Genomic DNA, 12,262 nt, shown 5'->3' on the forward strand with positions numbered 1-12,262 from the left:
TTCAGCGCACACTGTAAATCAGTATGTTAGCCAACTTGGTTTTGCAGCCCTTTATTTTAATAAATTATGCGATGACTGGTTTGGCGTACAAGCAGAGCATATTCGCCGTTACAGTATGGCTTTACGCGCTAAACAATTAAGTGGCCGAACCATTAGCTTAAAATTGAGCTGTATCAGAAGTTTATATAAGTTTTTAAAAGCTAAAAATATTGCGCAGCAATCGCATTATCACAATCCTGCTACCGGCATTAAAGGCCCCAAATTTGCCAAGCCTTTACCTAAAAACCTCGACGTTGATCAAATGGCTCGCTTGCTCGAAATTCCTGACGACGACCCTTTGGCAATAAGAGACAAAGCTATGATGGAACTTATGTATTCATCAGGTTTACGTATTAGCGAGTTAGTTGGCGCTAACATGCAAGATATTAATGCCAAAAGTGGCGAAATATTAGTTCGCGGTAAAGGTAACAAAGAACGCCTTATTCCCGTGGGAACAAAGGCATTAGACGCATTAAAAAAATGGTTAACCGTGCGCCCTCAGTTTGCAAAGCCAGACGAGCCAGGTGTATTTTTAAGTAGCCAAAAAAATCGTATTTCAATTCGCCAAGTGCGTTTGCGTATGCAAGAGTGGGGAATAAAGCAAGGTATTAGCTCACAGGTGCATCCGCATAAATTACGCCATTCATTTGCATCACATATTTTAGAATCGTCGGGTGATTTACGTGCTGTACAAGAATTGCTTGGCCACAGTAGCTTGTCGGCCACACAAGTGTATACCCATTTAGATTTTCAGCATTTAGCCAAAGTGTACGACAACACCCACCCGCGCGCTAAAAAACAAACTGATTAGGAAATTATAATGATCCGATTTAATCGTGCAATACGCCCTTTTTCTGTCATGAGCTTTGATTTAGACGACACGCTATACAACAACCACCCAATTATAAAAGCAGCCGTTAGCGCCCAACAAAATTACTTAAATGCATTACCACGCTACCAAGAACAAGGCCCTCAATACTGGCAACAATGCCGGCAACTTGCCGCACTGCAACAGCCAGAGCTAAAAGACAATGTAACGCAGTGGCGCAAGCACACATTGCGTTTAGCACTATCAAAGTTAGGATTTACTGAACAAGAAGTAGCACTGCACGCTAGTAACGCCTATAACGCATTTGCCGATGCACGCAGTAACATTGTAGTCAGCGACGACGTATTAGTGCTACTTGATAACTTAGCGCAACATTTTACCTTAATCGCCATAACCAATGGCAATGTTGAAATAGAACGCTTTAATTTACACAATAAGTTTGAGCTAGTGCTACAAGCGGGCATGCACGGTAAAGCTAAACCTCATAGCACCTTATTTGACAAAGCAGCTGCGCACTTAAAAGTCACCAAAAGCGACATACTTCATATTGGTGATAGCCTAGATACCGACGTACAAGGCGCCAATAACACAGGTTGCCAATCAGTGTGGTTAAACGATCAAAACGCTAAGTATAACTACAAAGGCCTAGCCGACGTAGAAATCACCAATATTCACGCATTAACGCATTTTATTCGTTCATAAATTGCTACGAGTAAATTAGCCTTATAAATTAAATTTAGGGAACAATTATGACTTTAAACGAATACCTTAAATCACTTGCTGAAAACCCAAAAAACATTCAATTTACCGATACAATGGCGGTGATTGAAGCCAATTACGATTTTACTGCTTGTGCCTTTAATAACCACGGGTTGCTGAGTTCAGCGAGTGAAAATAACGGCTCATGTAAAATTTTTGCGTTTGCAAAACTCAATGGGCTTAGCAAGCAAAACACTCTTGATTGCTTTGGTAAGTTTTACCGCGATGAGGTGCTTAAAAACCCTAACGGCGACGACCACATGAACATTCGCACGTTTATGTTAGCGCCAGAGGCGACACCATTTTTAGGTGTTACGTTTGAGGGCGAGCCTTTAACAGCGAAGTAACTGGGCTCCGATTAAAAAACTTGAGTTATGTTATAAATTAAAGTGGTTTTTCCATAAAATAGCGGGTGCCGCAAAGTGGGTAGTTATCAAGTTGATACTTTACGCTGTATCCGCGCTTTTCATAAAAAGGTTTTGCTTGAAAGTCGAGAGTGTCTAGCTGGGCTTTTTTAGCGCCAAGCAATATTGCAGCTTGCTCTAATTCTGTGAGCAACTGCCCTGCAAGGCCTTCATTACGAGCGATTTCACTGCACCAAAGCCAATTTATAATTAGCCAATTGCCAAATACGCAACCACTAATACCAGCCATTAGTTCGTTATTATTATCAACAAATTTATAGCCGAGTGGCACTCTTTGCGCATCAAAATGCTTAGCATTAAAATCAACTATTTTATTACGTAAAGTTGAGTTTAACGCATCACTGTTATCAGATTTTAATTGATACATATACCGCTCCTAAAAAAGCGATATTAGCAAACACACTTAATTAAAAAAGATTATTTTTACCGAAAGGCACTTCAAGTAAGTTGCTTGACGTTTTTTCGGGCTGCCCGCACATTTCATCGTATGCGCTTGTGTGGCGAAGCATCATTTGTGCGTACGCTATTTTTTCAAACCGCTTTTGTACATGCAGCGGGCTTACAGCTCTTACAAATTCGCCGTCTTCCTCTGTTACATAATATTCAACATTATTAATGATCACAGAAACCTGATAAAGCGCCATTTCAAGTGAGTGAACAACTACTTTTTGTAGCGGCTCATGATTTTTTAGTTCAGAAAATTTCATACCCATTTTTGTTCACCTTAATTAAATATCGCTCTATCGATACGCAGCTTTGCTATAATCGCGATCAGTTTTTTATTGCCAACTAACGAGAACACTTTATGAGCACCAAAATCCGCCTTGCTAAATACATTGCTCATGCAGGCGTGTGCTCGCGTAAACAGGCATCGCGTTTAATAGATGAAGGGGTAGTAACGGTAAATAATCGCCCAGCCAATCATATTGATCACGTTGATGAGCAAGACGACATAATAGTTAATGGCCAAGTAGTTAAAGGGGCAGCCGATTTAGTTTATTTTGCGTACCACAAGCCTGTAGGTATTGACTGCAAATTAAATGAAAATGACCCAGCCAGCCTTATTCACCATTTACCTACCCTCACCCGGGTTTACCCCATTGGCCGATTAGATAAAGACTCTCGCGGCTTGCTTATTTTGACCAACGACGGTGACTTTTGTAATCAACTTATTCACCCTGACTTCCACCAGCCTAAACGTTATTTAGTCACGGTAGATAAACCTATTAATAACGCGTTTTGTGAAAAAATGGCAGCAGGTATCCCCGTTGATAAACAAATTACTTTACCGTGTGAAGTAACTAAAATAGCTGACAATCAATTTAGTATTATTTTAAAACAAGGGCTTAACAGGCAAATACGTAAAATGGCGCATTACTGCGGCTTTAAAGTAATTGATTTATTTAGAGTGCAATTTAGCGAACTCGCCCTCTCAAACCTAAACCTACCTGAAAACCACTCTATACAAATTAATAAAGCTGATATTTCGAAAATCTAATACCAAATCGCTTAATTACACCGCAAAAAGTTAAAAAATAACCTTGCAAAAATAGATTACAGGTGTAGTCTAAACTTAAAGATTACATTTGTAGGCAATAAAATGATTGAGTTATCAAAAGCAGAGTTCGACGTGCTTGATGCGCTTTGGATTAATTACCCTGCCACCGCGAGCCAAATTATTGAGCGCTTAAGCGATGATAAGCAATGGCACGAAAAAACCATTAAAACCCTACTGGGTCGATTAGTTAAAAAAGGTGCACTGACCTTTGAAAAAGACGGCCGCCAATATATTTATACTCCCTGTATGGAGCGCGCCGACTACACATTAAAAGAGAGCAAAAACTTTATTGAGCGCTTTTTTAGTGGTCGTATAGCGCCACTGGTAAGCGGGTTTGCTAAATCAGAGCAGCTTTCGCAGCAAGATATAAATGAGCTTAAAAAAGTCATTGATGACTGGGAAAAAAACCAAAAGTAAGGATTAGCTATGGATATTCAAACTGGGTTTAATTGGTTAATAGAGCAACAACTACTATTGAGTATTTTGTTTTGTGGATTTATTTTACTCGAGCGATTTGGTTTAAAACCCCTTGGCGCGCGGTTTGTATACAAGTTAGCGTGGTTAATGCCTGCGGCAATAGTTATCGCTAATTTACCCAATACGATTAAACCACTGCAAAATAGCAATATTAGCCATTACTTAATTACCCCTAACCAGCCTTTTACACATGAAATGGGTATTAGCTGGGCACTTATGTATGTACTTATTACTGCGGGGTTATTAATAGCTAGTTTTATTACACATACTCGTTTTGTTAAAAGCCTGCAGTTAACTGAGCTAACACACTTTAACCATACACTTACCACAAGTGCTAAAACTTATATCAGCCAACATGTAGCCACACCAATGGTGGTGGGTATTTTTCAAAGCAAGCTAGTACTGCCCAGTGATTATAATACCCATTTTGATAAAGCAACATTGGCGCTTATTTTAGAGCACGAAAACGTACACATTCAACGCAAAGACAACCTAACAAACGCATTCATGCTGTTACCCACTATTTTACTTTGGTTTAACCCACTCGCTTGGTTTTGTTACGCAAGCATGCGCCGTCTACAAGAGCTGACTTGTGATGAACGGGTACTTGCCAATAAAACCACACACCAACACATTTTATACAGCAAAGCCTTAGTGAACTGCGCGGCAGCAGCGCCCGCAGGCCTAATGGCTTATTCACACTACGGAGATAAAAAAACCATGTTACAACGACTTACTAATATCAAACATAACGGCGCACATTCGCGCCTAGCAAAAGGAAGTGCGTTACTTATAGCAGCAAGCTTGCTCAGTGGCTTAGCAGTAGCAAAGCAACCTGAAGCATCAGCTAAAAAAGAAACATCTATCGCTCCCGTAATGCGAATCGAACCGCTTTACCCAAAACAAGCGGCGGAACAAGGCATTAGCGGTTCAGTGGTATTAAAATACGACATAACCCCAGCAGGCAAAACAGCTAACATTACTGTTGTAAAAGCTGAACCAGAAGCAGTCTTTAACAAAGAAGCAAAAAGAGCACTGATGCAATGGCAATATACACCTTCATCAATGGGACAACAAAACGTACTAATACAACTTGATTTTGCACTCAACAGTACAGTTACAAAAAGTGATTTAATAGAGCGAGTTAACATATCGCATTAATGGGAATAAGTGTTTAAGACTATAAAGCAAGCGCCCTTTTAGGCCGCTTGCTTTGTGGTTTTAACAATAAAGTTAAATACTCACTACAATCATGGCAATGGCAGTACCTAAGCCAATAAACCATACAAGCGAACGTATAATATCTAAGTTCAACCAATAAAAAATACAATACAAAATGCGCGAGACTATATGAGTAACCGCCAAGGTTTCGGTTACTGCGTTTACCGAGTTAGTACCAAATACCACTGCAATAGCAACAGCAAAAACAGCGAGTGATTCAAAACAATTTTGATGAGCAGCGAGCGCCCGAGCACCAAAGCCAGTTAGTTTTGCTTGTTGGGAACGTGGGTGTTTATTGTCGTATTGGCCAAGCTTTGCCATCGCAATAGCCACAGGTACTTTTGCAAAATAAGGCATTAATAAGGCCAACAATGCGCATACAACTAATGTCGTCATAATTTATTCTCTTATTATAAAATCTGATAATTTGAGCAATACATATAACATACACACACAAAAAAAGCCGCCAATACGTTTTATGACAAACGCTGGCGGCTAAACAATAACATCACACTTACTATAGCTAAGTTTACTCTTAAAGCAGTGCGGCATAATGTCGCAGGTGATGAATATTCACTATCACCCTTAATGCATCGCATTAATCACTGAAGATTGTTAACTTATAGATCTTATTTTTTATCGACGAATACCATGACCTGGATCTTTTTCACTTTTTTAGCCGCTTTTATGCAAGCATGGCGAAATGCCCTACAAAGTAAATTAAGCGCACATGCAAGTGTGGCTGGCGTAACGCTTTCGCGCTTTATCTTAGCCGGCCCCATTGCTGCAGTGTATTTGTACGGCTTGTATCAATATCAAGATACCGCCATGCCTACCTTTAATAATGCCTTTTGGGGGTTTGTTATTGGCGCAAGTGTTATGCAAATACTTGCCACGGGTTTAATGGTAAAGCTATTTAAAATGAATAATTACGCCGTAGGTGCAGGGCTTGCTAAAAGTGAGGCGTTAGTAGCGGCTATTTTAGGGGTATTGTTTTTTGGCTCTGCGCTTAGCCTACTTGGTTGGCTGGGTGTATTTTTAGGCGCTATTGCGGTGCTTTTACTTAGCGGTATAACCAGCGTAAAACACTTTGATGCTAAAACAGCGTTACTGGGCCTTGCCTGTGGTACCAGCTTTGCCCTTACATCGCTGTGGGTACGTGAAGCGAGCTTAAACTCAGGGTTATTATTTCCGCACTCGGCTGCATGGGTTTTACTGTTTGTAATAAGCCTACAAACGCTTATATTACTTGGCTATTTATTACTAAAAGAGCCACACACTGTTGGCAAACTTTGGCAATATAAAGGCACTACTGCCGCAATTAGTATTTTTAGCTGTGTAGGCTCTATTGGCTGGTTTAGCGCAATGAGTTTACAGCATGTGGCGTATGTTAAAACGCTTGGGCAGGTTGAAGTATTTTTTACCATGTTAATTGCCGTACTTTGGTTAAAACAGCCACTTAAAAAACAAGACACCGCGGGCTTAATACTTATAGCCATTGCCGCTATTTTGGTAATGTTGCCAAATTGATAGCATAAAAAAGCGCAGGCTTTTAAACCTGCGCGACTATAAAGCTGCACATAACGTTTAAAGCGAATTTTAAGCGCTGATTTTTAGCGTTATCACACCGCAAATGATCATAAGCACACCCGCAATACGCCCAAACGTGGCTGCATCACCGTAAAGTAATATACCCACTAAAAACGTACCCGCAGCACCAATTCCGGTCCATACGGCGTAGGAAGTCCCCATTGATATTTGCTTTTGTGCAAGCCACAACATAAAACCACTGGCTGTTAAAAATGCAATGGCCATTGCTATTCCCTGCCAGCGTGTGTCGGGATTTTGTGAAATTTTTAAACCAATTGGCCAGCCTATTTCAAGCAAGCCGGCAATGACTAAATAAACCCACGCCATTAAACATCTCTGTTTTTCAAAATTACGTCGTATAAATCTTCGCGGCGATCTTTTAAATTACGCACAGTCCCTTCGCTATGAAGAATTTTTAGCTTATCCATATCAAGGTCGCTAAATAATAACATTTCGGTATTAGGTGTTGCTTCGTTAAGTGTTGCATCGTGCGGGAATGAAAAGTCAGATGGCGTCAGTACTGCCGATTGCGAGTACTGTACGTCTAGGCTTTCTACTTGCGGTAAGTTACCCACTGAACCTGCAATAACCACATAACATTCGTTTTCGATTGCCCGTGCTTGTGCACAATGGCGAACCCGTAAATAACTATTTTTAGTATCGGTCCAAAACGGCACAAACAGTATATCAAGCCCTTGCTTAGCTAATATGCGTGAAAGCTCTGGGAACTCTACATCGTAACAAATTTGAATACCAACGCGCCCAGCATCAGTATCGAATACGGCAATTTTGTCGCCGCCTTGAATAACCCAATCATTTTGTTCATGCGGGGTTATGTGTATTTTACGCTGCTCGTCTATTTTACCGCTACGGTGGCATAAATAACTTACGTTATAAATTTTGTCGTCTTCGGCAAGTGGCATAGAACCAGTAATAATGTTGGCGTTATATTCTATTGCCATACGCGACATGGCGTTTTTAAACGTTTCGGTGTATTCGGCTAAATAGCGGATTGCTTCAGTTTGATTGCTTTGCTCAGTTAACCCCATCAGCGGCGCGTTAAAAAATTCAGGAAATAAAATAAAGTCACTTTTGTAGTCAGATACCGTATCTACAAAGTACTCTACCTGCTTGAGCATTTCTTCAACCGACTCAACACAACGCATTTGCCACTGCACTGCCCCTACTCGCACTATCGATTTAGTCGATTCGAGTACGGTGTCGGTTGGCTCGTACATTATGTTATTCCACTCAAGTAAGGTGGCGTAACCTACAGACTCTTGATCCTCTGGTAGGTACTTTTTTAGTAATCGCTTTACCTGAAAGTCGTTAGAAAGCTGAAAGCTTAAAATTGGGTCATAAAGCTCTTTTTGGTCAACCTTTTCAATGTATTCCATTGGCGTCATTTCACTGCTGTGATTGTAATAACGCGGAATACGGCCACCCGCTAAAATAGCGCGTAAGTTATATTGGCGGCACAATTCTTTACGGGCATCATAAAGGCGACGCCCTAAGCGCATACCTCGGTGAGTTTCGCTAATAGCAACATCCAAACCGTATAGCGCATCGCCATCGGTATCGCTGAATACACGGTCATGGCCGTCGGCAATGTCTTCGTAGGTGTGCGGATTTGAAAAGCGGGCGTAGTCTACTTGCACGCTTAGTGCTAAACCTACCAGCACGCCGTCATCTACTATGCCTATTTGCCCTTCTGGAAACTGATCGATTAACCTAAAAATGGTATGGCTTGGCCATGCGCCACCTAAGTCTGGGTAAGCTTGATCCATTAGCGTTTTTATTTGTGGGTACTGCTCTTTGGTCAAGTTACAAATTTCTAGGTGGGTTTTTTCTGCCGACATACACAACTCCTTGGGGCATGGGAACAAAAAAGCTGAACAAATGCTCAGCTTAATAAACTATATTATGCGTGCTAGCTCACTTTGCAAGTTACTTTAAGCTACGATAAAACAATGTGGTTACTCGCTCTTTTGGTAGCCATTTTGCGTATTTAAGACCCAGCTCTGATAGTGGGTCGGCGTCAAGTACTTGCTGCAAACTTGCATCGTTTTGCATTGCCTTAAGCATAACATCTTTGGCTTTTTGCACCAGCTTACGATACGTTATAAGCCCTGAACGGTCACTTACTGGACCATGCCCCGGAATAACTTGAGTATTATCGTCAATTTGGTTAATAACATCGTCAACCGCAGCTAATACTCCATCAACACTGCCGCCACTATCTACATCAACAAACGGTAAGCTACCAAAATTAAAATAAATATCACCCATGTGAACTATGTTGTCGTTACTAAAAAAGATAACTGAGTCGCCGTCGGTATGGGCATGTTTGTAATGCACAACATGTGCGTGTTCGTTATTAAAATGAAGTTTTAAATCGTGACCAAAACTAATACGAGGTAAAAATTTAGAACCCTCACCATGCTTTTCTTTCAAACGCTTATGAACATTGTCGTGCGCAATGACATGTGCACCTGCTTTAGCAAAATTTTCATTGCCGCCGGTATGGTCGCCATGGTGATGGGTATTAATTACAAATTCGGCGCTACCAGGCTTTAAGTCGCTGATGGTTTTTTTAATATCGTCTGAGAGCTTAGCAAACTGATCGTCAATAATATAAATACCGTCATCACCCACACTTGCAGCAATGTTGCCACCTTGCCCAAATAGTACATAGACACTTTCACTTAATTTTTCTGCGGTAACGGGGTTATCGTCTGCATGAGCCGATGCGCTCAGTAGTAAACCTGTTATTAACGCGGGTAGTAATTTTTTCATTTTAGTTCTCCATTGTTAGAGTTATATAGAACGTGATTACTTACATTTTGGCTCACACTACTTTGGTGAGATAACGATTTGATGCATTAGCGTTTGTGGTAATAGCGCAGTTTGCTTCCCTTCAATATAGTCGCTAAAACCAGCTCTATAAAACTCTGATAGCGGGTGACCCGATTGGCCACCCGGCACGCTTAAAATAGCCTGTTCTAAATGCCCTGGTTGAGCTATAAAACGTTGTGATGCACCAAAACTCTGCCCTTGCACCGCAGGCATATAGGAGTCACCAAATCCTGCAGCGGTTGGCATATTAAGTAACTTTGCCAATAAAGGGATTTGTTTTGCAAAAGGATGCTCGATTACCAGCTCATTTACTTTACCCCACTGCCACTGTTTTATATTTGTGCCAAATTGCTCACTCAATTTATTTACAGTGTGATCAAAAGCACCCGCTAATTGTTCGTCCCAACTATTAAATTGAGGGTTAATCCAAGATGCAGGTCTATTATTAATAAGTTGCCACAGCGCCGGCTCCAACCCACGCTTGATAGGCTTAAGTGTGCCCTCATGCTCATTAAGAGTGACTTCAATATGGTTAAACACAAGGTTAATAACTTCATCTCTATAGCGTTTAACCAGGGTATAGCCTACCGAAGAAGCACATGCGCATTGCTGCCAGTTTTCAAGCTCTGTGATGTACTTCGCATTTTTAACCTCATTGGTTTTTAACTGCTTGAGTAACAACTCATGCCATGGCATTAAAAAGCGGGCTTGGTTATCAAGCTGTAGTGCGTAAAAGTCGCTCTCGGCAAAGGTTTGTTTTTCAAATAAACGGTCACGAATTTGGCTTGAACGTGCACCTAATGCGTAGCCGCCATTACCAAAACGTGCGTTGTCGCTGGCAGATACAACCCGAGAGTTTCCTGTCCATAATCGCCCGCTGGGTGGGTTTTTAACAAATGGGCGATTAATTTCGTTTTGCTCAAAAAGTGCAGAGTAGTGCTGTGCATTTACACTTAACTCACTGACATTTGTACGCGCCGGAATACCGCCTATATTTTTCCATGCCGCATTACCTAGGCTATCAACAACCATTAAATTCTGTACAGGTATACCCACATTACTTGCAAGGGCGAGCGCATCGTCCACAGTATCTGCTTGCTCAAGCTTTAATAGCTGCATGTTAACCGCATAAGGTTGATGCGCTGCCCAACTAAGTGCATAAGGCTTTTCGTTAATGTATTTTACTGGGCCGTATTCGCTCATTATTAGCGAGTAAGTTTCAACGCCTCCTTCAGGTAATAAAATAGGCTCATCAACAAGCCATGTTTTGCTATCACTATTTAGCGCAATCCAATCGGCAGTATCTAAATAACCGTTAGTGAAACCCCATGCAATTTTATTATTGGTTCCCACTACAATGGCAGGAGTGCCAGGAAGTGATACGCCTGTTATTTGAGATTGTTTACCATTTTGTGTGTAATTAAGCTGCGCTCTGTACCAAATAACCGGCACCGCCATTGATAAGTGCATATCGTCAGACACCATACCTGCACCTGTTTTTGTAAGCTCTCCGGTAACGGCCCAATTATTACTACCAAGCTCTTGAGGGGCTTCAATGTGGCTTGCAACATGAGTCGTTTGCGGTGCAAGAATGGGTAATTCACCTGCAAATTGGGCTAATTTACTACCATCAAGCGCAGCTTGGTATTGGCTAGGTTGCGTTAAAAAATCAACCATATTTTTACTGTATATTTGCTCTAATTGAATCAAAGTTTGATCGCGATTAAATGTCATGCTTTGTAAATCTAAGTACATGCTAAAAATCACTAATAAGCTGTCTTCGATTTGCCACGGTTTTTGAGTTGCGCCGGTAAGTATATATTCAAAGCTTGCATAACCTACTTGGGCTAAACCTTCGTTTACGCCTTGAGCATAACTTTTTAACAGCTGTTTATCGCGCTCTGGTAAGGTATTTAAAATAGCGAGGCTACGTTTTCGTAGTTGATGAAAACGCATTTTTTTATCAAGCTCAACAGCGGCTTTACCAAATAATTCACTTAGCTCTCCTGCAGCATTACGCCTAAGTAGGTCCATTTGAAAAAATCGGTCCTGTCCGTGCGCATACCCTAAGCCATAAGCGGCATCGTTACGACTTTTAGCGTTGATAACAGCTTGGCCCAATCTATCACGGGAAATTTTCACGGGTTCATTCACTGCCATACTGCGCCCGTTGCCATCAAGTGCAGGTAAACTTAAGCTAAGTACCCCATAAACGACAGCGGTGCCACTCAGCCCTAAAATTACAATTAATAACAACAAGCGTTTGATTAGTTTATACATTGAGTTGCCCTTCCACCCTTTGCGTTGCTTATATAATAACCACAGATTTATTAAATAATCATGATCTTGCTCGCAAAGGATGAAATAAACATCAAAATCCACGATAATGTCACTTCCACACATCGTGCAGAACTAGTTGAGATCAATATGACTGAAAAAACGTTTATCAAAGGTAAAGACCGCGATTTAGAATCGTCAATCTCTACCATGCAAAACAAGCTTAAAGCC

Annotated in this window: 14 protein-coding genes; 7 read left to right on the top strand and 7 right to left on the bottom strand. The window is 41.1% G+C overall.

The features are described from left to right. The 3 genes from BCG07_RS01770 to BCG07_RS01780 all read left to right on the top strand — a co-directional run. A partial coding sequence (locus BCG07_RS01770; protein ID WP_286888293.1) for a tyrosine recombinase XerC occupies positions 1-850 on the top strand: 850 nt, incomplete at its 5' end. Between the two features lie 9 nt (positions 851-859). After that, positions 860-1,570 (top strand): HAD-IA family hydrolase, encoded by a 711-nt coding sequence (locus BCG07_RS01775; protein WP_010557929.1) that lies wholly within the window; start codon positions 860-862, stop codon positions 1,568-1,570. 47 nt (positions 1,571-1,617) lie between these two features. Then, entirely contained in the window at positions 1,618-1,974 is a 357-nt protein-coding gene (locus tag BCG07_RS01780) for a HopJ type III effector protein (protein WP_006792471.1), read from the top strand. Positions 1,975-2,011: 37 nt separating this feature from the next. Here BCG07_RS01780 and BCG07_RS01785 read toward each other — a convergent pair whose 3' ends face one another. Continuing rightward, complete coding sequence (locus tag BCG07_RS01785) at positions 2,012-2,419, bottom strand: GNAT family N-acetyltransferase (RefSeq protein ID WP_008129452.1); 408 nt, start codon at positions 2,417-2,419, stop codon at positions 2,012-2,014. A gap of 40 nt (positions 2,420-2,459) precedes the next feature. After that, positions 2,460-2,765 carry a DUF6482 family protein gene (locus BCG07_RS01790; protein WP_006792473.1) on the bottom strand — a complete coding sequence of 102 codons (306 nt, stop codon included), beginning with the start codon at positions 2,763-2,765 and terminating at the stop codon, positions 2,460-2,462. Between the two features lie 92 nt (positions 2,766-2,857). Here BCG07_RS01790 and BCG07_RS01795 point away from each other — a divergent pair, with 92 nt between their 5' ends. The 3 genes from BCG07_RS01795 (at position 2,858) to BCG07_RS01805 (ending at position 5,248) form a co-directional block, all read left to right on the top strand. Continuing rightward, positions 2,858-3,550: a pseudouridine synthase gene (locus tag BCG07_RS01795; RefSeq protein WP_243532053.1), complete on the top strand. Its 693-nt coding sequence runs from the start codon at positions 2,858-2,860 to the stop codon at positions 3,548-3,550. Between the two features lie 102 nt (positions 3,551-3,652). Then, positions 3,653-4,027 (top strand): BlaI/MecI/CopY family transcriptional regulator, encoded by a 375-nt coding sequence (locus tag BCG07_RS01800; protein WP_004588989.1) that lies wholly within the window; start codon positions 3,653-3,655, stop codon positions 4,025-4,027. A 9-nt stretch (positions 4,028-4,036) separates the two neighbouring features. Beyond that, positions 4,037-5,248 (top strand): M56 family metallopeptidase, encoded by a 1,212-nt coding sequence (locus tag BCG07_RS01805; protein WP_243532056.1) that lies wholly within the window; start codon positions 4,037-4,039, stop codon positions 5,246-5,248. A 72-nt stretch (positions 5,249-5,320) separates the two neighbouring features. Here the strand turns inward: BCG07_RS01805 and BCG07_RS01810 are convergent, their stop codons facing one another. Further along, the gene (locus BCG07_RS01810) at positions 5,321-5,704 is read right to left on the bottom strand and encodes an MAPEG family protein (protein WP_243532058.1); all 384 of its coding nucleotides are present in this window, start codon (positions 5,702-5,704) and stop codon (positions 5,321-5,323) included. Between the two features lie 255 nt (positions 5,705-5,959). Here BCG07_RS01810 and BCG07_RS01815 point away from each other — a divergent pair, with 255 nt between their 5' ends. Continuing rightward, the gene (locus BCG07_RS01815; protein WP_243532060.1) at positions 5,960-6,838 is read left to right on the top strand and encodes an EamA family transporter; all 879 of its coding nucleotides are present in this window, start codon (positions 5,960-5,962) and stop codon (positions 6,836-6,838) included. A gap of 69 nt (positions 6,839-6,907) precedes the next feature. Here the strand turns inward: BCG07_RS01815 and BCG07_RS01820 are convergent, their stop codons facing one another. The 4 genes from BCG07_RS01820 to BCG07_RS01835 form a co-directional block, all read right to left on the bottom strand. Then, the gene (locus BCG07_RS01820; protein ID WP_243532062.1) at positions 6,908-7,225 is read right to left on the bottom strand and encodes a DMT family transporter; all 318 of its coding nucleotides are present in this window, start codon (positions 7,223-7,225) and stop codon (positions 6,908-6,910) included. Continuing rightward, the gene (locus BCG07_RS01825) at positions 7,225-8,757 is read right to left on the bottom strand and encodes a bifunctional GNAT family N-acetyltransferase/carbon-nitrogen hydrolase family protein (protein ID WP_286888299.1); all 1,533 of its coding nucleotides are present in this window, start codon (positions 8,755-8,757) and stop codon (positions 7,225-7,227) included. Before BCG07_RS01825 ends, BCG07_RS01820 begins: the two co-directional genes overlap by 1 nt. A gap of 88 nt (positions 8,758-8,845) precedes the next feature. Continuing rightward, positions 8,846-9,694: an MBL fold metallo-hydrolase gene (locus tag BCG07_RS01830; RefSeq protein ID WP_006792482.1), complete on the bottom strand. Its 849-nt coding sequence runs from the start codon at positions 9,692-9,694 to the stop codon at positions 8,846-8,848. A 57-nt stretch (positions 9,695-9,751) separates the two neighbouring features. Then, on the bottom strand, positions 9,752-12,034 hold the full coding sequence (locus tag BCG07_RS01835) for a penicillin acylase family protein (protein WP_286888301.1): 2,283 nt from the start codon (positions 12,032-12,034) through the stop codon (positions 9,752-9,754). Positions 12,035-12,262 lie beyond the last annotated feature (228 nt).

It is taken from the genome of Pseudoalteromonas sp. ESRF-bin5 (assembly GCF_002632075.1).
Classification (GTDB): Bacteria; Pseudomonadota; Gammaproteobacteria; order Enterobacterales; family Alteromonadaceae; genus Pseudoalteromonas; species Pseudoalteromonas marina.